The following is a 23,297-nucleotide window of genomic DNA, read 5'->3' as shown; positions in this document are numbered from 1 at the left end:
TGTAGAACAGTGGATAAAAAGTTAGAAAGATCCTTATATAATCGAGAATTTATTATTAATGCCATAGAACAAGAAATTGTAGGTCCCAGCGACATTCAAAATACTATAAAACCTTTAAATGTAATTGGCAATACATCATTTAATAATTTTGATGACTTGAATACCAATTATTATTGGAATAAGGCAGCATTAAAGGAGGAAGTAATCCAAAGAGATACCCCTTCTCGAAGGTATGCTGCAGGAATGTTATATCCTATGAACATTGAAAACGAAGATTCAAAAGAAAATGAACTTGTAATTAATATAGTTAATGATGAGCAAAAAACAGAGTTTTATGATGAATTAGCTAACTTAAATACAGAAGAAATAGATGAGGAATCAGGTCTAGACGATGCCGTAGCTAAAATCCAACAGGAAGATTCAAAACCTTCAAGCATGGGGATGACTTTTTGCATATCTAAGGATGCGAAATCATTTACAGTTAAGTTTAAAGGTGGAATATATGAAAAACATAAAATCTATGCAGATATTACTCATAAAGATGAGGATAATGGCAAACAAAAACATTACAAATTTGATGAATACTGGTGGTTACGCACATCTATTTTCGCTGAAAAAGAGATCAATTTATCAGAATTTGACCCTAACAAAGAGATTAGTGTAAAGAAATTTTCTCTAGATGTTTATGACAATACACAAAAAAGAATTGAAAAAATTAGTTTAAAATTACATATTCAATATCGTGTAAAAAAAGAATATACATTGTTGACAGTGACAGTTTTAAATGTGACTGAGCCTCCTGCAAGACATAATATAAACGAATATATAGTATTTCAATCTCATTTAAATATTTCAGCTGCTCTAGGAAGCTTTTTAAATTATCCTAAGATCTTTCAGCGCAATTTAGATTTAACTGAAGACGAGTGGAATAACGAGTTACTATTTCGGAACAAAGCTAATTATGCAATCGGTCATGGGTGTTCAACTACATGGAATCAGCATTCTAAAACCATATCGGAAATTAACTCTACATTTATTCCAAGGTATGAGACAGAGAGCATGACTCCAGATGTTACGTTGGAAAATATTGATGGTAAAGAAATAAAGTTAAAGATTGAAATGCAGACCTTAATGAATGCAAAAAGTTATGATGAGTTAATTAAGATCTTGCTGCCTTTAGTAACAGGCTATGATGACTGGATTACTAAACGCGAGAAAGAGCTATCTGGCTTACAAAAAGAACTAAAAAAAGCTGCTGAAGCTAATTTGAAATTGTGTAAGGAAAGCTTGACCAGGATAAAAAAAGGGCTAGAATTGTTGAAAAAGCCTAAGGTGCTTCAAGCATTCAAAATGGCTAACAAAGCGATATTGTTGCAACAAATTAATGGAAAGATACCACGTAAAGCTTACTATGAAAAGCTAGATACTGGATTAGAGTTAGTATTTGAAAAGAAATTTTCTGAATCAACAAAAAAAATGAATAATTTGGATTCATGTGATAACAGCTGGCGTGCTTTCCAGATTGCTTTTTTCTTGTTATCAATTCAGTCTTTAGTTGAAAAGGATTCCTTAGATCGTGAAACAGTCGATTTAATCTGGTTTCCTACTGGTGGAGGAAAAACAGAGGCATATTTAGGTGTTGCGGCATTTCAGATGTTCTATAGACGCCTGTTAGACCCTAATGATGCAGGTGTAGATATTATAATGCGCTATACTTTACGTTTACTAACAGCTGACCAATTCCAGCGCGCTTCTAGACTGATTTGTGCGATGGAATATGTACGTAGAGAAAATAAAAATGCTTTGGGTAGCATACCTTATTCCATTGGAATCTGGGTAGGGTCAAAAACTTCACCCAATGACAATAGAGAAGCATTGAGACAAGTAAGTTCAATGAGTAAGTCAAAAGGTCCTGAGAATTTAGTAGTAACAAGATGTCCTTGGTGTGGATGTCAAATTGGAAAGGTTGAAGTAAAGGGAAAAGGTGTCAAGCGTAATGAGAGCAAGGTAATTGGTTTTAAGAATAAAAATAACAGATTAGTAGTGACATGTCCAGATGATCAATGTAATTTCCATGATGAGATTCCTGTTTATTTCGTAGATGAAACAATTTATGAAAAGCAACCAACTTTTTTAATCGGAACTATTGATAAGTTTGTTCAATTAACTTGGAAACCTGAAGCTAGAAAGTTATTTGGTTTAAACGAAAGTGGAAAGCGCATTGTATCGCCACCACAAATTATAGTTCAAGACGAGCTCCATTTGATTTCTGGACCATTGGGAACACTTGCAGGTCTATATGAAGTATTAATTGAGGAATTATGCATTGATGATCGTGGTGGAGTACCGATTAAGCCTAAAATCATTTCAGCAACGGCAACTATTAAAGAATTTGAAGAACAAGCTAAATGCCTGTTTGGACGAAATAGTGCAAGGTTATTTCCAAGTCCAGGTATAGATATTGATGATTCTTTCTTCTCTAAAGTGGCCGTTGATGATAGTGGGAAGCCAATGCCTGGTCGAAAGTATATAGGAATTTTCACATCAAGAGTACGTATTTTAATGGCACAAGTAATGACGTATTCAGCTATTTTACAGAAAGTAGAGAGCTTACCAGAAGATGAACGGGATCCATTTTGGACACTACTTTCATTTTACAATAGCTTAAGAGATTTAGGAGCTGGATTAAATTTATTTAATAGCGATATTCCAACGTATATTGACGCGCTGATTAAGAGGGAAGGCTTCAATAACAGAAGGTTTTTAGGTGCACCTTTAGAATTAACATCTCGTAAACAGAGTAATGAAATCTCTAAAACTATAGATGATTTGAATGTTCCATATAATATAAAAGATAGTAAAGGTCGCACGAGGGCACTTACATCATGTTTAGCTTCGAATATTATTGAAGTAGGTGTAGATATTGATCGTTTATCATTAATGGGCATTGTCGGACAGCCTAAAATGACAGCACAATACATTCAAGTGAGTGGGCGGGTAGGGCGCAGACCTAACGAGAGACCAGGATTAATTGTAACAGTATATTCTAATCAAAACTCACGCGATAAATCACATTTTGAGCATTTTAATGAATATCATCAAAGGCTCTATGCACAAGTAGAAACAACAAGTCTAACGCCTTTTTCCACAGCCTCATTAGAACGTGGATTAACAGCCGTACTAATTGGATTTTTACGCCAACGTATGAGTATGCAAATAGCAAATTATCCTACGAGCAAGGAATTAAGTCGTGTTATGAAAGATGATATTTTCACTAACTTTAGCTCTCGTTTTAAAGAACGTGTGGAATTAATAGATCCAGATCAGTTGGATACATGGAAAGATATCTTTAAAACCTTTATGAATGGAGTATTAAAAGGACGCTATGAAACTTGGCGAGTTTCTGATACAGAACGTGGGTTAATGTATCAAGCTGGAAATTTAAGTGATGGTGAAAAATATACTGGTAGTATCCCTGTAATCAATACATTGCGAAGTGTAGATGCTGAAAGTAGGGGCTCCATTGTTTTGATAGATAAAGAGGAAGAAGAATTCGTATGGGGGGATGATGATTAAATGCGATATTTGCCAATGAGACGTTCTAAATTGGTCGGAACAGAAGGACCAGGTTCATTAGTAATTAGTCCAGAAGGTGAAACGGCTGTTGTAGGTGCTCTAGACCTCTGGTTTAGAGATTCTAAAGGAGATAAAGCAAGAAATATTGAGGAGTTTTCAGTAAATGAGCCACGTTTAAAATCAATTTTAAAAGTAGATAAATTTTATACTCCTCCAGAATTTAGAAAGCATTCAAAAAACGCTATGGAAGTGATCCCAAATAGTGGACTGGTCATGCCTTTAATGCGGTTTCCTAGATGGCATTATTGCAGTTCGTGTAAATCATTAAGAGAATTAGAACTTGATCAAACCTCAGTATATTTAGAGTGTCCAAAATGTCAAGCAAAAAAATATTATAAACAAGTTCCCTTTGTAGTAATTTGTGAGCACGGTCATTTATCTGATTTCCCTTGGCGTAAGTGGGTTCACAGTGATGAAAATACTAATTGTGAAGGTAATTTAAGAATACGCATGAGTGGGGGAACAACACTTGATTCCTGGAGAATTGAATGTGAAAAATGCAAGGATAGCCGCGGGTTACAAAGAGTTACATCTTCAAGTGATGGTGAAAAGAAAACAAGCGTTTTAGGAGATACCTTAAATAAAATAGGCTCGCAAAAATATACTTGTGAAGGTGAGCGCCCATGGTGTGGGGAAGAAAAAGAAGAATGTGCCGCAGCACCAGTTGCGATTTTAAGAAATTCTATTAGTGTGTATATGGCGAAAAAGCTTAGTGCTTTAGCCATCCCAGGTGATTATAGGGAAAATGTAGATCTGGTTGTATCTAAACTCCAATCTCCTGCTAAGTTTATAATACGAAAAAGTCTTGATCTTGTAGATGATATAGAGAAGAAGATTCAATTTATAAGGGAAAACCTTAGATTCGAATTAAAGGAAGCAGTAACTGACGAAGATATTCGAGAAGCTTTGATGTATATGGCGGCTGGAGAAGAATATCAATACACGGAGGAAGAATTAGAAAAACCAGGCTTAATAATTAAACAAAAAGAATTTGAAAAGCTTACGTCTAAAGTAGATTCAAAAGAGTTAAAAGTTGAACCTGAATGGGTTTATCAGACTAGTACAGAGATCGAAGATAATTATTACAAACCATACTTAGAACGCTTATCTAGAGTATTGAAATTAAAGGAAACAACTGCTTTATATGGTTTCGATCGAAAAGATTATAAAAACACTAATGATTACGGTAGTTATTATCCTTCTCTTTATAAAGATTATGATAATGCTTATGAAAAGTGGCTTCCTGTAAATGAAGTATATGGTGAGGGCATCTTTTTACAGTTAAACCTAAAAAAACTTGAAGAATGGGAATCCTCTCAAGATGTCCAGCAATATTTTGAACATTATCTTCAACGAGTAGATCATATTGAGCATCGAGATGATACCATTCTCAAACCCAGAAACATCATGTTACACACACTATCTCACTTTTTGATTGATGAACTTGCAAATGTCTGTGGTTATAATCGAGCATCGATTAGAGAAAGGCTTTACTTGGATAAGGGGCAGGCTGGTGTTTTAATCTATATTTCTGCAGGTGATTCGGAAGGTACTTTAGGTGGGCTTGTACGTTTAGGGTTACAGGATAAATTTTTTCATGTTTTAGATAAAGCTAAAAATAGCGCAGAATGGTGCAGTTCTGATCCAGTTTGTACCGAAATTGGGAAAAAACAAGGACAAGGTGTAAACAATTTAAATGGTGCAGCTTGTTATAACTGTTCACATATTCCAGAGACTTCTTGTGAATTTTGGAATTTATATTTAGATAGAAGCTTACTTATTGATGAAAAGATAGGATACTTCAGGAACTAGAAGATTAAATTACAAACAGTTTTTATAATTACTATCTCAGTTCCTTAGTAAGGCATTATAAAATTAGTTTTGCGGTGTACTTTTGAATTAGATGAAAAATTATTCTGTTACCATAAATGAACCTATTATGCCTATTATTCAAAGAAAAATGAATATAATCTTTATTTAAAGGAAACAAGTAATCTCAAAGTTACTAAGTACTTTAAAAACATAGAAAAATTGTTAAAAAATCGTTTGCTACTGTTAGCAAACGATTTTTAACAATTCAAGTGAATTGTATTTTAAGGTTAAATCATAAGGTAAACATAGAAAATTTTTGTATAAGATTAAATTTTATTACAAACACTTATTATATCTTTCAATTCTTTAATAGTATATGCAGGTTTTCTTCTGTGAAGCATCGCATGACAGTTTGGGCAGACTGGACGCAAATCATTAATTGGATTAACAATATACTCTTCGCCAATTTCATGAAGTGCCACTAAATGGTGTACATGAATAAATTCTCTTCCAATATCCCCATACGTTTTTTTAAAATCAAATGAGCATACTGAGCACTTATAGCCATAATAATTTAAACACTTCTGTCTTGCATCAGAGCTACGCTCATAAATATTTACTTTAATTTTCTTAGTAGAGCCTTCTTCGTAACGATTATTTCCTGTTACCTCTTCAGGAAGTATTTCAGGATGATTCTCTCTATAGTCTTCAAATCCCCATAATATCTTAACTGGTGTCATATCATAAACTTTTTTTGCTGTAGCATTTCCACGATAAACAAACTTGGTGTTATTATTGTTTTCTCGTGTAAAGATATATACATCTCCAGTGGAAGAAATGAGTCGTTGAATTGAAGGCTGGTGTAATTTAGAGGTATTGTTGCCATACCATAATAGATCATTTCCTATGAATTTGTTGTTATAATCATGTCCAGTTCTTCCTGTGGTGTTAATTCCCGCAAAAATAAAACCATTACCCTTGTACGTAGTATAACCTGTGTTCCAATGCCCTTTTTGGCTTGTTAGTGGCACACTTAAAATCTTATAAATGTCATTTCTTGAATACTCATGGTTAACGACAAAAGGAATTTTCATTCGTTTACATTACCTTTCAAATAAATAGTTGTCTACTTTCTACTAAATAAATAGGATCATTAATACTTATTACATATTATCAAGACCTAATTCTTAATCGAAATTTTGAACCCACAAGCTAATTTCAAAGAAGACCAACCTTTACTTTGTCCACCACTAAACTTAACACGTAATGAAAGTTGCTCTTGCTTGTCATTCCAATACAAAGTTGTATGTGTAGGTCTAGGGTGTTGCTTTGAAATGAAAATCTCACTTTCTACATCATTATATTCTAAAACTTTACTATCATTGTGTTTATAAAAAGTAAGAACTACTATTGAGTTTCCAAGAATAGACTGAACTCCTTTACGCAAATTTGCTTGAGATGCTAAAACCAGTTGTTGACCTAATTCTTGAGAGATCCTCTTTAAGCTATTTTGATGATCTATCATTCCTTGTAAAAACAGATTTTTTGTCTCCGATACTATGTCTGAAAGATCACCAATGTTAAAGTATTGAGGTCCTAAGATTTGACCTATTCCAGGATTTTTGACATTAAGGGTAGTACTCTTATTAGATAATGCTTTAAGTGAAAAAGCTTCTTCGATATATTTGTTATCAATAAACAAAATTAGCTGCAGATCTGCAGTATTTAACCGATTTTTCAAGTAACTATCGGGAACCAGTTGAATACTATCAATTTTATAAACACCGTACTTATTCTTTAAGTATTCACTGATTTTATGAATTGTAATTTTTGAAGCTTCTTGTAGCGCCAATAAATCCACAAATGGCACAATAGGTGAATACTTACCCAACATTGTACAATATTCGTTCGAATCAACTTGGTTTATTTCCAAATTATTTTTCAAAAGTTGATAATAAATCATCGCTTCATTACATTTTCCAATGGCATTACTAATATTCTCGGCCTTTATCAGTTCGTGATTGTTAATAATACTTTCAAATTTAGAAATAGTACGTTTATTCTTCCCAATTATGCTCTTCTCGCTTGGGAACTTCTTGTAACCTGTTGCTAATTTTATGGATGAAGTAGGGATACTTTCGAACTTAAATCTAATAGTAAAGGCTTCTTCCCCACATCGAATGCCGATTTTATCGTTACCAACTTTATAAATGTTTACTCCATTCGCTATATCAACGTTAAATCTTACTTCTTCTGCATAGGAACTCTTGTTCCCGTCGTATTGACGAGTTATAATAATAGTACTATCAAGCATAAGAAATTCCTTAAATGCATATTCTATACCACCATTGACTTCATTATATTCTTTCTTTAATAAGTCAAAACAGTATTCTCGCAAGCGAAAGAGAAAATGTCGGCGAAAAGGTTCAATTTCTGATGTGAATTCAGGATAATAATGTTTAACTTTTTTCTTTAAGTCAGTTGTTGAATCGTAACCATCTTCACATTCTTTTGTTTTAATAATAGATTGTAGATAAAAAGCATATTCTTGAGCAAAATAATCATTAAAAAGCATTTGCATTTTTTCAGAAAGAAAATATCTTTTAAAGAAGCTCTTAGCACCTGGGTTTTTAGGCTGAATAGCTTTTTTTCCTTTGGTGTAAAAAAGGTTTATTTTTACTTCTTTGTTACTTTCTAATATTAAACGGAGGTCAGGGTTAAGATCAGGTTTCTCAGTTTCAAACTTGCTTTGTACTTCCTTAATAGTAGGGTACAGCTGAATAATATATTCAACTGTTGCTCGGGTAGTATCAAGAATATCTTGAATTGGATTTCCTATAAGATAATCTTTTAATGCTTGATAAACGTTTTTAACATGCTCATCACCTGTTTTTCGAGATATGTTCATATGTATCACTCAACTCCTAGTCATAGAACATTTTATCTCAATCCTTGTAAATATTACATAATAATCTGTAAGCTGGCCTTTTTAGAGTTTAAATGTTAAAATAAATAATAGTCATCGGAGGTGATCGTATGAAAATAGAAGAAAGGGGCAGAGCAAAATATCGCCCATTACAAAATTATGATATCAACGAAGTAAAAGATTTACTTATAGAGAAAATTCATCAGGAGCAAGAAAATGCACAATTGTTATCTGACGAGGAAAAGCTTGAAGAAGTTAATTATAATACTGACAAGCTTAACATGGTAAGTTTATTCTCTGGATGCGGTGGTTTAGATTTGGGCGTTGAGCTTGCTGGTTTAGACGCTGTAGAAGAGAAGGAATTTACAGACTATGTACTTTCATCTCGAGAGCAATTTTTAGAAAATAGAGGAAAAAGCATATTCCATACCATTTACTCTGTTGATATGTTTAAAGAAGCAAATCAAACATATAAATTAAACTTTCCTGAAACAGTTATCCAAGATGAGAAGGATATTAGAAAGATTAAAGATTTTCCTAGGTGTGATATTGTTTTAGGTGGATTTCCATGCCCAGGCTTTAGTGAAGCTGGTCCAAGACTTATTGACGATGAACGTAACTTCTTATATATCCATTTCATTCGCTGTCTAATGCAAACAAAACCTGCATTTTTTATTGCAGAGAATGTAAAAGGAATGCTTACTTTAGGAAAAGGGGAAGTTATTAAACAGATTATCCAAGACTTTGAATCGGCTGGATATAAAGTGAAATATAAATTAGTAAATTCAAGAGATTATGGTGTTCCACAATTGAGGGAACGTGTATTTATTGTAGGGGTTAGAAAAGATATTGATTTTGAATACGAATTTCCTACGCCAACTCATGGTCCTGATCAAAAGCAAACACCATATGTAACTCTTAAAGAAGCTATTGGAGACTTAGAATCGGATCCAGGCGAATGGTATGAAGGTGGATTCTCACCCATTTACCTTTCTCGTAATCGAAAGAAAGACTGGGAAGAACAAAGCTTTACTATTCAGGCTTCCGGTCGACAAGCACCGTTACATCCAGGTGGAGAGCGAATGAAACATATTGGAAAAGACAGTTGGGAATTACCTGGAGGGGAAGCTGCTAATAGACGACTTTCAGTTAAAGAGATTGCCCGTATTCAAACATTTCCTGACTGGTTTATATTTTCTGATGGTAATAATTCCTCCATTAGTAAAAATGGAAGAATTAACAAGGTATATAAGCAGATTGGAAATGCTGTACCAGTTGAGCTCGCGAGAACAATCGCTCAACCAATAGCTGAATGGACTATAAAAAATATGGATATTATCAGTAGCAAAAGGCTTCGTTTACAGCAACTTCAATTATTTGAGTAATAGAATCCATAGATGAGTTTGTAAGAAATACAAGAGGTACAAAGCTTTATGCTTTGTACCTTTTCGCTTTAACATACGTTTAAATGACTTTTGAAGAAGCTACTTTCCTCATCCGTCATCAGATTTCTATCAAGATATTTCTTCCAATGTTCACAAGATGTTTCTGAAATATGAGAGCAGTTGTATCAAGTGAAATTAATAAAAACCAGCAGCAACAAATATTTACGTATGGAGATGTTGATGGTTTTATTAATTATTTTTTTATGTTAACCTTTTAAATTTATAACCGTAAATTCCCCTTAACTCGCTAGGCTCTTATATAAAGATTAATGTGGATTTTTACCTTTATCGTTATTTGCGATATGATTCCCTATAACTGACCTGAAGTAGATTAATGCTTGGAACTACAATCGGAACAGAATCCATTTAGACCCTCATTATGATGACCTATTCTAGTTCCGCAATCTGGGCAATCTGTATACTCTCCGTCGAATTCATCTTCATCAAAATTTATTTCAAAATCATTTCCCCATCCGTATTCAGATCGATTAAAATCTAAACTTTTAACATCTATTTCGTGATTATGCTCATTGATTAATTGTATCTTTTCTTCTTCTGTTGAATCAAAATTCAGCTCTATTTCTAATTGTGCTCTTAAACACCCTTCAATAGTACCTTGCGATTGAATATTATCATGCTCAAATTCTGAAATTACTGATATCATAAAAGGAATTTCTAGGATAAACCTATAGATCACATCTTCTCCATTTGTCAGTAAAGTAATATTATCATATTTAACCTCTGACATATCAAAAATATCTAATCCAATACTGAGCTCTTGACCCATAACAATATTTTCTATTAAGTCTCTGTGATCTTCAAAATTATTCACCGTATAAAATAGTTCCGAACTATCTTTCTGTAAAATGAAATCCTCAATATAGTATCCTATTCTGTCTAAACTTAATTTTCTTATAAATTGCTCTTTTCTTATATCTAATAAAGCAAATTTGTCATTCGTATTTGCTGATAATTTCTCTATAAGATCATCAAACGTAATAATTTCTAATTCAATATCTTTGCAATAATACTTAAATTCTTCCAATAACTCTTGTCTTGCCTGATATCGCCCATTCTTATCTTTTTCAAATAAATCGCCTTTGGATTTATCATTACTAATATAAATTACTTTTCCTCCTGCTGAAATATCATTGGCTTTCCTTATAATCTCTTTCCAAATAATTAAATCACCAAATACGTCTGCTCGTATCATTAGCTTTTCTTCTTCATTTTTCTTTTTAATGTCCTCTAACTTTCCAGCGTCTTTAAACCCTGGAGCAACATTGTATTTATATCGAATTTCTCCTTCTTTAAAGATATCAATTAATTCTACAATATTAAATTTAGAGCCCGTTTTTTTATTAATTAGCTTCTCCAAATAGTCCCGGACTTCTATTATAAAGTGATTGTAAGCTTTCACTTCTTCTTCAATATCAGAATTAAATTTATTGACTAAATCGTTTATTTCTGAAAACTTTTCATCTATGCCAGACTTTAGATCTAAAAGACCATTAAAATTTCTATTCTCAAATTCAATTAGTTGATTAAATAGCTTTTCTTTTTGGTTGTTAACTTTTGTTAACATAGTTTTATTTAGTTTTTTATATAAATCAGGTTTAAATTCATTTAACTTATGTTTTCTATATTCTTGTGCTACCTGAAATGGAATCCAAATGTTATCTTCATTTTCCTTAAGATAATCTAAAAATACTTTACTGCTTACAATACTATATCTGAATGCATTTAATAAAGAATTAGCATCTAATGCAATCAATAATTTATTACCGGTTTCGGTCATACCTTGTTTCCCCAATCTATATAATTATCATTTTATAAAAATATTATATAATTAAGATTGCATAAATTTCTATTGTATTGTTTATACGATTATAAATTTTGATAGAAAGAGGATGTCTATGCCTCAACCCAGGTATTCTACACATTCTAAACTGGGACAATGTATAACAGAAAAAGGGTGCATCCGATTCATTGATGCCCTAAGGAATTTGTTTGTTTTATTAATAAAGTATTTGAGTTAAAGAACAAAATGAGGTTAAGCAAACTCATTAATGTTTGCTTAGCTTTGTTCCTAAAGAAATTGTGTACAGGAAGCATTTATTTTGGGGAAAGTGCATTCATGTACAATTTTAGAGTATACACGTTACGTAACGGTTCCAAGAGAATTATTAAACTAAAAGAAGGAGAATCCTTTAAAGAGGAACTTTAAAGAGCCGGTATTCAAGAAACGCAAATTCTTCAGATGCACCTGGTGGAAAAACTAGAGTGATTTTAACGTAACACTTTTAAATGGATGTAAGTTTGTTAGCCTAAGTAAAGCCAAATAAAAGGAGTGATCAACCTGGAAGAAATAAAAGAGCCAGAAATAGATCTTGATAAAGTATATGAATACGATGAATTTCCGGATAAAGTTAGTGGAAGATGCGATCACTGCAACTCATCTTACTTCAAAAGTTCCGTAAAAAATGGAGTTTTTCTGCGCGAATGCAGGGAATGTGGCATGAAGAAAAGCATTTAGTTGGTATTGATTGAAAGGTTTGGGGAAATGAGAGATATTTGGGATGATGGATACAGTCAATCAAAAAAATTAACAGAAGAAATGGTTAGCGATGCAGAAAAAAAGTTGGGTGTGAAGTTGCAAAAATCCTATATTGAGTTATGTAAAGTGCAGAATGGAGGCTATTTAAAGTATTGTGACTACCCTACCTCCGTTCCAACAAATTGGGCAGACTATCATGTAAATCTCCCTGAAATTTATGGAATAGGGAAAGAAGGCATTTTATCTAGTAACTATTATATAGAAGAATGGGAGTTACCAAAAGATATTGTTCTACTATGTGGAGAGGGACATTGGTGGGGTGCATTCGATTATAGGAATACAACAGATAACCCCCCTATAATTTATATGGATCTAGAATGGGGATCAGACACACTTATTTTGGAATTAGCTCCTGATTTCGAAACCCTCGTAAATGGCTTATTTATTTATGAAGATGAAGAATGACTATATTTATACCATACAAAGGAACTGACATTCAATTGTCATTTCCTTTTTTATTATTACGTTCAACTTTAGTCCTTGGGACATCTTTGGATCGCTCCTCCATTTCATGAAAAATAAAAGCCAAATTGATAATGTGTTTGAGTTGTTAAGGAATGAAATGCCACTAACAGAATTAATTGATCTTAGGTTTAAACAAATTTATAAGCACAAACTAAAAAAACAGCCAAAATAATATATTTTGACTGCTTTTTAGAAAGTTGAACAACAATACAGGTTGATTCTAACATTATATTTATCTTTTGTATATTTTCACGAGGTAACGCACATGGAAAGTGAAGTGATGAAAAATTATTCTTCAATCTCAAATAAATCTTCTACTGATATTTCCAGAGCTTTAGCAATACTAAATAAATGCCAATCTAAATGTTGTTCGTTTTTGTCAAAACGAGAAATGCTTGCTTGTGGGATGCCCGTCATTTCTGACAATTGTCCCTGTGTAAGACCTCTTTCTTTTAGTAGCACTCGCAATCTAGGCTTTATAGTTACCATGTTCATTCCTCCAACTTGATTTCAATTCATTATACAGTAGTGAATAAATTTTGTTAAACCTATTTACAATTCTTAATCCACTATCGTATAATGGATTATAATAACCAATTATTTCTAAGGAGGCTCAAAAATGAAGATAAAAGCAAGTTATTATCGCTTTTTTTACTATATTTTCCAAAGTATCTTAACGAAATATCGAACACTATGAATGATGTTTGCGAAGAAGAATGAGAAAAGTTGTGAGTTTTACTACATTTTTAAATTCTAAATGTGTAGTAAAACCCAAGAAGGAGCTGGTTTTATGAAAGTAAAAACAACAGAGCCTGGATATCTTGCAAAACAAAAATCAAAAGGAAAAACTTATTTATTCATAAAAAAAACCTATCGTGAAGAAAAAAAAGTTAGAAGTAAATCTCTATACAGCTTCGGGTCCATGCCGGAGGCCCTTGAACGTCTTTATTGGCTTCGTGATCATCCAGCCTGTTTCCCAAAGGATCTGGAGAAAAAAGGTTTTACACTTGCTCATATATATAAATGGGTGTTAGCCATTGAAATACGACAAAAAGAAAATGGAGCTCCATTTGATGTGTATATTTGATGAGTTGAAACAAAAAGTCAGAATTAAAAGTTTTAAAAAAAACACCTAATTTTAGAATTAGGTGTTTTTTGTACGTTGAAATTCATCTATTAGAAGTCGACTATACAGCTGTTTTTACAAAAAATCATGTAGTTTTTATATTATATGTTAATAAATGTTTTGAATGGTATGTAAATGAATATATTTATTAAGTTTTTAAGAGGCTATATAAAAGTTTAAGGCTCTATTTATGTACTTTTTAAAAATTTATTGTAGCATAAACGAAACTTTGATGAAACGTTAACTGGAGAGCTTTAATATCAACGATAGCACATATTCTTAGTATTTATATGTCAAATATCAAAAAAATCATGTATTTTCTTATTCTTATCAATCTCATTGTTTATTACCTTCATAACTTTCTTTATTGTAACTAACTTCGGTGAATAATCTTTACTTTCGTTAACTAACTTATTTATGGTGTTTCTATTTAAACCAGTCTTTTTTGCTAACCATGTAACACTAATCCCTTTAGATTCAAGGTACTTTCCTAATTTGGTTTTATAGGGTTTTCCTAAACCGAAAAAATTCATTAGTAATCAACTAGCTCCTTCATTTTGGATTTCATGTATTAGCAGTATTTCCAAACTGCCTACAAAAATATACATAAATGATTATTTAAGTAGGCATAGTGGACAAGCGTTGGCTCATAACATTTAATAAGACGTCAGAGCAAGACGTCACTGTAAACTAACATGAATGGAGCGAATTAAATGACAAAAGAATTAGCAATCTCGTTATTAAGTCGAAAAGACGTCTATTTAACGCTAGAGGGGAAACAGATGTTAGAGGTAATATTGAAAGAGAAAAACGCGTATGAAGAAAAGTAAGAAGTCGAAAAATCAAGTAGACACTTATCGACCAACGGTACGGTATCATTCTATTTATCGTACATATGTAGATCATCTTTTTAAGGCTACTGAGTTAGACCGAAATCAAATTATGAGGTGTGCGCTTTTTACAGCAGCGCACAACCCTATTTTCTTAGCACTAATGAAAAAGTATAAAATGAGTGACGTCCCTCTTCCCTCCTCTCCGTGGAAACCTTCTTCCCACCAGTTATGGATGGAGCAAGAGCCTATTATTGAAGAGAAAGGAGGAAGTGAATGTGATAACAGTGAGCGAAAAGGAGCGTCTTCAAATGCTCCTACACTATTTGGAACATCAACAAATAGTAGAACAATATCAGAAACAATTATTCAACCCAAACAGCAGCTTTTTATCAATGAAGAACAAACAGAGTCTAAGAGACGTCAGCAACCGATTGAGAGACGAACAAGGACGTTTCCTGCCGTACAATTATCAAACAATGGAGGAATACGACTTGATCTTAGATGAAGAGGTTCAGCAGCAACGTAAGCTTAAAATAGAACCAATTCAAGGTTCTTATAATAGCTATTTGGTGGATGAAAAGGGAAAAAGAGATTGGGGAGGGAATATCTTTTTAGCTTGTTTAGCAACAATTTTGGCTGTTGCTTTTTTTTTCTGACGTCTTTTTAGAATAATGTCGATATTTTGGCCATAAACATATAGCATGAATATAGTTAAGACCGCCTTATACACTAGGGGTAATGGGCGGTCTTTGTTCAAGGTATTCATATTTTTATGGAAAAAAGCCTTGTCCTTAGAAGAACAAGGCTTTTTTGTTGCACACAATGAGATAAAATCATTCCATTTCGTTGCTTTTCACTCATTATAAAAATTACTTTATTACTTTAAAAGTAAAGGTTACTGAAAAGCAATTGTATGTGTTTGAATACCCATTTCTACAATTTCACTTACCTAATAATCGTTGTAACCAACCTTTCTTAGTAGGTTGTTCTTCAGACTGACTTACTGCGGTGAGCTTTTTACCTTCTAGCATCTCGCGCATAGCAGCAGTAAGGTTTTCATTTCTTTCTTGTAAGGTATGTTCTATATAAGCATTTTGCTTAGTTAGCTGTTCTGCTAAATTCATAAGTACTTCGTCCCGTTGTTTATCACGTTCTTCTAACTGATCAAGACGTTCTCTCATCCTTCTCATTTCATCAGCTAATATGGAATCAGCCTTTATTTCTGGAACTGGTTTGAATGCCTCTCCTCCAGTATCAAGGTATAAAGCTATCTCTTTAAGTGTATACTCTTGATCTCGGTTTAGATGTTTAATTAATTGAAATCTTTCTAAACCATCTTTTTTAAAAATACGATATCCATTTTTCTTTTTTGTGAAAGGAATATAGCCTTCAAGTTCTTTTAACCAGTTACGTATGGTATGTGGTTCTTCATCTAAAATCTCTGCTATATCTTTTATAATGTATTCACGTTCGTCTGTTTTCCCTTCAACAGCTCGTTTTTCAACTTGATTATCGCCATTACTCATGTTTTTACCTCTCTTCCTATCAATATAAATATCAAACTTATGTAAACTTAATTATCAGTACTATAATAGTTAGAACCTAATTTAAAACTTATAGAGAACTATTATGTAACCAGCATAATATATCCTCTTTTTAAATTCAAAATTTTTTTATTTGTTTCTTTGTAAAGGTAGTTACTTTAAATATTAATACATATGTTGAAAGGTTTAAAGTGCCTATAATATACTTGCGAAATAGTGTTGAATAAGTAAAAAAACAAAATAGTTCAACTTTAGTTTAACTTGAGGTTTAGATTTTAATATTTTTTTGCAATTAAGTTAACTAGTTGAACTTGAAAGGTGATTGTTGTTTTATGTATGTTATTAGAGAGGTTTGTTAGTTCAACTTAAAAGGTATAAACCTATATACATAGGAATTGATTGATCTTTAGTTGAACTTTAGTCCGACTAAAATAACCTTGTTTTAATTATAACCTAATTCTTTAAGGTGTAATAAAATTCAATATACTTAATAAAAAAGTATCGTACTTTAAAAACGACAAAGCGCGTAGAATCTTAAAAGATTCTACGCGCTTTGAACATAAACTACAGCATTAAAGGTGTATTTCTATAACATAATACTCGATTAATAATACGCTAGTATTATAACATATTTTAAGGGGAAGAGGTATTAAAAATCAGCGTAAGAGATAATAGTTTGTGTGCTTAGTTATCTGATAATTTAGAATAAAATGGTTATGTTTTTTTATTTTATACTTGTAAAGTGGTTAAGTTTAGCAGTATCATAGAAGTACAACTAAATGAACGGAAAGAAAGCAAAAAGCTCAAGCGATTAGAATCGGATTGCCGTCCTATCTAATCGTTCACCGTAACGACACTACGGTAAACTGCTGCTCAAGCTTTTCACTCAATGTACGTATTCAACGTACATAATGTATTTTCCTACTTGGAATTTTACTACAAGTAGAAAATATAATCAAGATATTATGAGTGATTAATTTGAACAGGTAACGCTAAATTTATAGGGTTTCTCTCTATGTAAAAGCGTCGTTTACCACTTAACGGTAAACGACGCTTTTTGTGTTTCCGAATAAATGGAGGGACACATGTAATGAGAAACCTTGCGCAACAAATCTACGGAAAGCAGTTGACGGAATATTCGAAAAAACAAACACAAAAGCAAAAAAACGGTTACAGTAGCCGTTTAGGCTGGGTATTCGTATCAAAAGATTTTACGAAAGAAACAACAAAAGCAGTTCGTACATATGGTTCGTTATTTAATGTCAGCAAAGACTATACATACTTTACGCCTAATACGTTTTATCGGAATGACCTACGGCGTTTAAGTACGCTACGTTGGATCAATGCCATGTCGATTGATATTGATACAAAGAACGGTGAAAATGAGGGAATGACTCTTCCAGATGTACAAGAATTAATTACAGCAGCAGGTCTTCCAATGCCTTCGTTAATCGTTCAAACACCTTCTAAAGGGTTTCATGTTCATTGGTTTTTAGAACAGTCAAAACGGGCTTCGGACAAGTTGAATGCTCATTATAGCCGGATTCAAACATATATTGCTGAGATGTTAAAAGGGGACGTAAATGCGATTGGTCCAGAGCGATTATTCCGTTTACCGACGGAGGAGAATACGATCTTTCATTCACAAGAGCGCGTATCGTTTGATGACCTATGCGAATGGTTCCAACTGGTTCAAGAACAAGATCAACAAGACGTACATACATACAAAAAAGGGTTCTGCAAAGGCTATGAAACTCTTTTACAACATCCTGCTGTTCAAAAAGTCCTAGAAGGTGTACACGAAGGCCAACGTGATACGGCTTGCTACACACTTGCGCTTGCTTACAAGGCAGCTGGATACGATGAAAAAACAGCAGAAGCATACTTACATAACTGGAATCAAAAGAACACACCTCAAATGCGTCAAATTGAGGTTAAAAGGAAGGTTAAGAGTGCCTATCGTGGCCGTTTCCATGCCCCATCTGCGAAAAAAATTCGTGAGTTATCAGGCATGCTATTTAGCTATGTCATTTGGCAAGAAGCGAAACCACGTGAAGAACGTACATATAGCCATATCCAAGAGTGGGAAGGGGACGTGTTAGCATTTATTCGCGCTCAGGGAGGACGTGTATCAGGATCACAACGTGATCTTGCTGAGCAAATCACGTCAAGTGTGAATGCTGAGAAGAAAATCCCTTATGCCACGTTTAAAAAAGTGATTGCTAGATTGGAAGAGCAAGAAATCCTTTCGAAAAAGGTCTCTGGCAAGGGAAGAGGAGCTTCAACAGAGTTATGTATCATTGACGAGATAAAAGCTCATAGAGCGCAATCTGAAGCCTCGAAAAAAGAGCAAGACACTGCTCCTAAAAATAATGGGCTCAATTCAAATACAATTAAAGATACGGTGGTGGGGGGGACGGCTCTATCGCTCTCTCCGGATATAGAGTTTGCTCGTTCTTCTGAACATAGTATATTAAATTTACCCCCTACGTATTCTACTAGTCTACAGCCCGCGCTTATTCCTGGGAATGTTCCTTCCTCCTTTACGAGTGCGTTGTTTAACCGGGGGTTTACAGATGGTCGTTTTATTTTCCGGGCTTGGGGGAAAGTTCAGTTAGCCTTTAAAGAGTTTGATATTCCTTATCGTTTTATTTCGTCTACTCCGCATTATGTACGCTTATCCGTGGAGGCTGTTGGCTTAACGGTTCATAAAAAGGGTTCTGTGATTGCAGGAGATTTCCAAGGAGCAGATGTTTTCTTTAAGTACCTTTATGGGGTGATGAAAGGGCTGTTCAAGAAGCATCGATCTGCTCAATTGACTCAATTTGTGGAAGAGATTGAGCGTTTAAGTGACGTCATGTTATCTCATGTAGGCATGGAGTTAGAAGAGACATTGAAGAAAAATCCTGTAGTGGATCGAGAGCTGCAGATTGCTAAATTAAGAGAGTTGGAACATGAGGCATCGGCTCGCCAAAGACGAAAGCATTATTCGAATCATGCTGCTTTTGATCTTACTTCGAGCTTGAATCAGTTCAAACTTTTCATGAAAACAGATGATTAATGTTCATAAAAAAAGCATCAAGAAAAGATCCAAAATCCTTTCTTGATGCGACTCACAAACGTAACTATTCTCCTTACAGAATAATCACTGTCATTGTATAAAAATGATGAACAAAAGGCAATTGCAACCTCAATTTTGGCGATGCCTGATTAAAGTTTGAAGTGGTACATCACTCAATAGGATAGCCCGTACATAATCGACTAAATGTACGCATGTTTTATAACAAATATGCATTAGGATGAAAGTAATGAAAATAGGAGGTTTTATTACAGTTTTGTTAAAAAATGTGACCTTAAAGGGCTATGTAGTAAAACTTCTACTAGGTATTAGGTTGTTTTCTCTGGAAATCCCTTGAAGCACGTGTAGGGAAGGAATATCATGGAAGTAAGCAATAAACATCCTACTTTTTTCAAGATACTTTCCCTGAGGTAACATTGATTACGTTAGTAATCATGTACCGATGGGAGAAGTCCTACTAGTACTCCTATTTTTATTTGTATCAGTCATTCGTATCGGCGGCGGGCGCACCTAGCGTCAACCCAACATGGCCTTACACATGCTGGCAACCATACGAACATATACACTTCACCCTAGAAACGTACTTCACTACAACCCGGAAACGAACACCCTATGAACCTCGTTCCTCGAAAACTTCATAGCTCTTTTCCTTCCTCTCTTCGCAAGGAGGGGAAACCAAATGAAACAAAAACCATCTAAAAAACACTCGACCATCTTTGACGATATCCTGGATCAACTACTTGAACATCCACGGCAGGGGGGAGCGATTGCTGTTCTTGGTTTGGCTGGCGTTGGCATTTGGAAGAAAGAATGGCTTTTGTCTCTTTTACCATATCGTCCAGAAATCATTCAGCATTGGCTCACGCTCTTTATTCATGGCGTTCAATTACTACTGGCGTTACTGTTGTTATTTCTCGTGATTCGGTGGATATGTGCTGTCTTTCGCATTCAACGACAGTTTGAGTATGTTCAATTGCTGCCACATGCAGATGATGGCGTATCGAAAGAAATGTTAGGACAATTAATGAGACGCATCCACGGAACAAAGCGTAGGTGGATTGAAAGGCTCTTTCTTGGAAAGGAACGCTTTTCGTTTCTTATCCATCACGTAGTAGATGAATCTGCAGGTATTCAATACCGTTTTTATATGGGAGCCGAAAAGAATCAGTTAGAAGCCATTAAGTCCAATTTTCAGAGTGTCTATCCGAATTTAACGTTCTTTCCGGCGGATGACTTAGAATTCCCAGAAAAGAAGGCCGTGGGTGGACGCCTGAAATTAAAAAGCAATAATTTGAAAAAGTCGCTTCCTCTTTCACGGTATAAGTCAGATCAACTACCCGGTATTATTTCGCATATGAAGCCTGGTACATGGTTACAAGTAGGTTTTACCCCTAATGATGGCTGGAAGCTCCGAAAGGCCATCCAGAAGCTTGAAAAGGACTTAAAAGGAGATCGACCTTTCAGAGATCAGTCTGCATTTGATAAAGAAGAATTAGTGGGCTTGAAACATCGTTATTCAGGCAATGAAGTAGCTTTTGACTGTACAGTGTCCATGGCTTCTGAGTACTACCCTGGTGTACCTGTTGTAAAAAGTATGGCCAACGCCATTAACTCTGTTTTGCATTATGTGAATGAATTGAAGTACAAGAAGTGGAAAAAGGCGGTTCAATGGTATCCGACTATGAGTCCGTATCGTATGACATGGACGGGTGGAGAGCTTGCGAACCTTCTTCATTTGCCACACTTTGATGAACGAACGATTATGCAGAAGCTTGCAAAAGAGGTCCCACATTCGAAACGTGGTGAAGAACTTCTTCCAGATCATCTTTTAAGCCATGAAGAAGGGTCTGTCGATTTCGGTGTACAATATCATCCGTTTGTGAAAGATCGGACGATCAGAATTTTAATGAGTGTTCTTCAGAAGCATTGGTCCTTGCTTGGCGTAACGGGTTCGGGGAAATCAACTCTACTCAACAATGTGTTGATGAGTTATGTTCATCAATTCATTAAGCAAGGAATGGAAAACAAAACATCACCTGGCTTCTCGTTTGGTGACCCTGCCAGAAATACGGCCATGATTTTATTAAATCAAATGTTGAAGGCTGAATATGATGGGGCGACCATCAACTGGGATAAAGTCCATTGGATCTCTTTTAAAGATACGGAATATCCACCAGCTTTAAACTTGCTTCATCGTTTTCCAGGTGAATCACCTGAACGAGTCACACAAATCGTCATGCGGATTATCGGTGAAAACTTCCAAGTAGCAAAACAAACGGAACGTCTTTTGGTGAACTGTATTAAAACGCTCGTATTGGACGTAGAAGGTCAACATACGATTCTGGGAGTAAAACCATTAGTGAATGATTTTACGTTCAGAAAACGAATTTTGAACCGTCTAGAGGATAATGTTGAAGCGTATGACGTGTTAGATTTTTGGGAGAATGAAGCAGAAGATCTAATTGATGCTAGTCGTATTGCATTATTTAATCGTTTAGATACCTTCTCAGCTAATCCATTATTACGTCGGATGTTTGGCCAAAAAGAATTTACTCTTCCTATCCGTGAATGGATGGATTCTGGTCATATTATTTTTTATGACTTTAGTGGATTAAGCGAAGAAGAAACAGGGTTAATTGGTGGGTTTCTCACCTACTTGTATTATCGAGTGGCGGATACCAGAACGCCTAATCCTTTAATGCATCAGTTTGTATTTGATGAAGCTGCCAGACTGGAGAAAATGACAATTCTACCTCGTATCATTGCAGAACAACGTCAAAAAGGATTGTCGCTGGGAATTGGTACACAGTCTATGCATCAATTGGATCAAGAACTCAAAAACGCCCTAACAGAAGTTCAAGGAAATTTCTTTGTTTGTCGACAAGGTGCTGAAGGTGCAGCCGCAGCGAGTAAAATGTTCAGTGTTCAAGGCACCAAAAAAGATCAACCTCTTTTTTCAGAATCGTATTTTCGAAATTTGCCTGACTTAGTAACGGTTATTCGTACACAGGATAATGTAAATGGTGTGGATGAAATTGTACAATGTGTGGCCAAGCTACCTCCGTTAGATCGGTATATGCCGAATGGAAAAAAAGCACGGTACAAACATGCAGCCGAAGAAGCAAAGGCTGATGCTTGGACCAAAGCCAAAGTAAAAGAGTTGTCATCTAAGAATGGCCATCATCAATCTGAAGTTGATGTTATGATTCGGGCTTATTTACAAGGTGAAACCTATGAACCAAAACAAGTAAAGAAATTACAGCCTAAGAAACCAAAGGCCCCGTTACAAGCACAGCCAGAGGCGCCTGTTTCCTTAGAAAAGAAAACGGATTCAACTATTGAGCCATCGAAGGACATTACTGCAGAATCGGTTGCTGAAGTTAAATTAAGTCAAAAAGAAGATATAAAGCAAGAGACTGAACATGAAAAGGATTCTTTTACGACGATTACTCTTTCAAAAAAACAGAAAAAGCAGCCAGAACAGGAACAACCAGTAGCCCATTCGCCTTTCAAGCCAATGCTTACTCTTTCATGGAAGAGTGCTATTCATAAAGAAGAAGCACAAGGAATGAACGAAACGGCTGTAGCTGTCGAGCCTGTCTCACAGGAAAAAGAACAAGTTTCAGAAATGGATCCTACATCGTTGGAACCTGCTGTGGCAGTTTCAAAGACAGAAGAGTTACCAATAGAACCACAGCCCATTGTGTCACTAAGAAAGAAAAAACCTTCAGAAAAAAATGAATAGAGGTGGAAGGAAAAGGGGCGAATAAGAGATTTATTATAAAGAGAGATAGAAAGATGATTTGACTACTCA

At 34.5% G+C, this 23,297-nt stretch carries 16 protein-coding genes; 10 read left to right on the top strand and 6 right to left on the bottom strand.

All coding sequences use genetic code 11. The features are described from left to right. Positions 1-9 precede the first annotated feature (9 nt). Both AC3WJG_RS24935 and drmB read left to right on the top strand, forming a co-directional pair. Positions 10-3,576, top strand: coding sequence for a helicase-related protein (locus tag AC3WJG_RS24935; RefSeq protein ID WP_492588779.1), 3,567 nt, complete (start codon positions 10-12; stop codon positions 3,574-3,576). Beyond that, positions 3,577-5,448 (top strand): DrmB family protein, encoded by a 1,872-nt coding sequence (drmB, locus tag AC3WJG_RS24930; RefSeq protein WP_492588778.1) that lies wholly within the window; start codon positions 3,577-3,579, stop codon positions 5,446-5,448. Between the two features lie 326 nt (positions 5,449-5,774). On the opposite strand, the gene AC3WJG_RS24925 is transcribed toward drmB, so the two are convergent. Further along, entirely contained in the window at positions 5,775-6,542 is a 768-nt protein-coding gene (locus AC3WJG_RS24925; RefSeq protein ID WP_492588777.1) for a DUF3427 domain-containing protein, read from the bottom strand. Positions 6,543-6,628: 86 nt separating this feature from the next. Next, on the bottom strand, positions 6,629-8,356 hold the full coding sequence (locus tag AC3WJG_RS24920) for a hypothetical protein (protein ID WP_492588776.1): 1,728 nt from the start codon (positions 8,354-8,356) through the stop codon (positions 6,629-6,631). A gap of 128 nt (positions 8,357-8,484) precedes the next feature. On the opposite strand from AC3WJG_RS24920, the gene AC3WJG_RS24915 reads away from it, so the two are divergent. Next, positions 8,485-9,759 carry a DNA cytosine methyltransferase gene (locus AC3WJG_RS24915; protein ID WP_492588775.1) on the top strand — a complete coding sequence of 425 codons (1,275 nt, stop codon included), beginning with the start codon at positions 8,485-8,487 and terminating at the stop codon, positions 9,757-9,759. A gap of 391 nt (positions 9,760-10,150) precedes the next feature. Here the strand turns inward: AC3WJG_RS24915 and AC3WJG_RS24910 are convergent, their stop codons facing one another. Continuing rightward, complete coding sequence (locus AC3WJG_RS24910) at positions 10,151-11,617, bottom strand: PIN-like domain-containing protein (RefSeq protein ID WP_492588774.1); 1,467 nt, start codon at positions 11,615-11,617, stop codon at positions 10,151-10,153. Between the two features lie 561 nt (positions 11,618-12,178). Here AC3WJG_RS24910 and AC3WJG_RS24905 point away from each other — a divergent pair. Further along, the gene (locus tag AC3WJG_RS24905) at positions 12,179-12,355 is read left to right on the top strand and encodes a DUF8096 family protein (protein ID WP_481380159.1); all 177 of its coding nucleotides are present in this window, start codon (positions 12,179-12,181) and stop codon (positions 12,353-12,355) included. Positions 12,356-12,382: 27 nt separating this feature from the next. Continuing rightward, positions 12,383-12,841, top strand: a complete 459-nt coding sequence (locus AC3WJG_RS24900; protein WP_243557904.1) for an SMI1/KNR4 family protein — start codon at positions 12,383-12,385, stop codon at positions 12,839-12,841. 348 nt (positions 12,842-13,189) lie between these two features. On the opposite strand, the gene AC3WJG_RS24895 is transcribed toward AC3WJG_RS24900, so the two are convergent. Then, positions 13,190-13,390, bottom strand: a complete 201-nt coding sequence (locus AC3WJG_RS24895; RefSeq protein WP_243557902.1) for a helix-turn-helix domain-containing protein — start codon at positions 13,388-13,390, stop codon at positions 13,190-13,192. Between the two features lie 301 nt (positions 13,391-13,691). Between AC3WJG_RS24895 and AC3WJG_RS24890 the strand changes: the two genes are divergently transcribed. Further along, positions 13,692-13,988 carry a hypothetical protein gene (locus AC3WJG_RS24890; protein ID WP_492588773.1) on the top strand — a complete coding sequence of 99 codons (297 nt, stop codon included), beginning with the start codon at positions 13,692-13,694 and terminating at the stop codon, positions 13,986-13,988. A 332-nt stretch (positions 13,989-14,320) separates the two neighbouring features. Here the strand turns inward: AC3WJG_RS24890 and AC3WJG_RS24885 are convergent, their stop codons facing one another. Then, a complete protein-coding gene (locus AC3WJG_RS24885; RefSeq protein WP_243557895.1) occupies positions 14,321-14,560 on the bottom strand; it encodes a helix-turn-helix domain-containing protein in 240 nt (79 codons plus the stop codon). 283 nt (positions 14,561-14,843) lie between these two features. Between AC3WJG_RS24885 and AC3WJG_RS24880 the strand changes: the two genes are divergently transcribed. Continuing rightward, positions 14,844-15,365 (top strand): hypothetical protein, encoded by a 522-nt coding sequence (locus AC3WJG_RS24880; RefSeq protein WP_243557893.1) that lies wholly within the window; start codon positions 14,844-14,846, stop codon positions 15,363-15,365. Continuing rightward, the gene (locus AC3WJG_RS24875) at positions 15,352-15,516 is read left to right on the top strand and encodes a hypothetical protein (RefSeq protein ID WP_492588772.1); all 165 of its coding nucleotides are present in this window, start codon (positions 15,352-15,354) and stop codon (positions 15,514-15,516) included. The genes AC3WJG_RS24880 and AC3WJG_RS24875 overlap by 14 nt, the downstream gene beginning before the upstream one ends. 285 nt (positions 15,517-15,801) lie before the next feature. Here AC3WJG_RS24875 and AC3WJG_RS24870 read toward each other — a convergent pair whose 3' ends face one another. Beyond that, a complete protein-coding gene (locus AC3WJG_RS24870) occupies positions 15,802-16,386 on the bottom strand; it encodes a helix-turn-helix domain-containing protein (RefSeq protein WP_492588771.1) in 585 nt (194 codons plus the stop codon). 1,108 nt (positions 16,387-17,494) lie between these two features. Here AC3WJG_RS24870 and AC3WJG_RS24865 point away from each other — a divergent pair. Together AC3WJG_RS24865 and AC3WJG_RS24860 are read left to right on the top strand one after the other, a co-directional pair. Then, on the top strand, positions 17,495-19,465 hold the full coding sequence (locus AC3WJG_RS24865; protein WP_492588770.1) for a primase C-terminal domain-containing protein: 1,971 nt from the start codon (positions 17,495-17,497) through the stop codon (positions 19,463-19,465). Between the two features lie 697 nt (positions 19,466-20,162). After that, the gene (locus AC3WJG_RS24860) at positions 20,163-23,228 is read left to right on the top strand and encodes a TraM recognition domain-containing protein (RefSeq protein WP_492588769.1); all 3,066 of its coding nucleotides are present in this window, start codon (positions 20,163-20,165) and stop codon (positions 23,226-23,228) included. Positions 23,229-23,297: the final 69 nt, after the last annotated feature.

The organism is Priestia sp. FW507-14D1A, assembly GCF_058781295.1.
Note: the sequence above shows the minus strand (reverse complement) of the source record. Positions and strands in the feature narration are given on the sequence as shown.

Excerpts from the sequence above, each read along its gene's own strand:
- drmB (WP_492588778.1), top strand. The coding sequence starts at position 3,577 with ATGCGATATTTGCCAATGAGACGTTCTAAATTGGTCGGAACAGAAGGA.
- AC3WJG_RS24925 (WP_492588777.1), bottom strand. The coding sequence starts at position 6,542 with ATGAAAATTCCTTTTGTCGTTAACCATGAGTATTCAAGAAATGACATT.
- AC3WJG_RS24920 (WP_492588776.1), bottom strand. The coding sequence starts at position 8,356 with ATGAACATATCTCGAAAAACAGGTGATGAGCATGTTAAAAACGTTTAT.
- AC3WJG_RS24915 (WP_492588775.1), top strand. The coding sequence starts at position 8,485 with ATGAAAATAGAAGAAAGGGGCAGAGCAAAATATCGCCCATTACAAAAT.
- AC3WJG_RS24910 (WP_492588774.1), bottom strand. The coding sequence starts at position 11,617 with ATGACCGAAACCGGTAATAAATTATTGATTGCATTAGATGCTAATTCT.
- AC3WJG_RS24900 (WP_243557904.1), top strand. The coding sequence starts at position 12,383 with ATGAGAGATATTTGGGATGATGGATACAGTCAATCAAAAAAATTAACA.
- AC3WJG_RS24895 (WP_243557902.1), bottom strand. The coding sequence starts at position 13,390 with ATGGTAACTATAAAGCCTAGATTGCGAGTGCTACTAAAAGAAAGAGGT.
- AC3WJG_RS24890 (WP_492588773.1), top strand. The coding sequence starts at position 13,692 with ATGAAAGTAAAAACAACAGAGCCTGGATATCTTGCAAAACAAAAATCA.
- AC3WJG_RS24885 (WP_243557895.1), bottom strand. The coding sequence starts at position 14,560 with ATGAATTTTTTCGGTTTAGGAAAACCCTATAAAACCAAATTAGGAAAG.
- AC3WJG_RS24880 (WP_243557893.1), top strand. The coding sequence starts at position 14,844 with ATGAAGAAAAGTAAGAAGTCGAAAAATCAAGTAGACACTTATCGACCA.
- AC3WJG_RS24870 (WP_492588771.1), bottom strand. The coding sequence starts at position 16,386 with ATGAGTAATGGCGATAATCAAGTTGAAAAACGAGCTGTTGAAGGGAAA.
- AC3WJG_RS24865 (WP_492588770.1), top strand. The coding sequence starts at position 17,495 with ATGAGAAACCTTGCGCAACAAATCTACGGAAAGCAGTTGACGGAATAT.
- AC3WJG_RS24860 (WP_492588769.1), top strand. The coding sequence starts at position 20,163 with ATGAAACAAAAACCATCTAAAAAACACTCGACCATCTTTGACGATATC.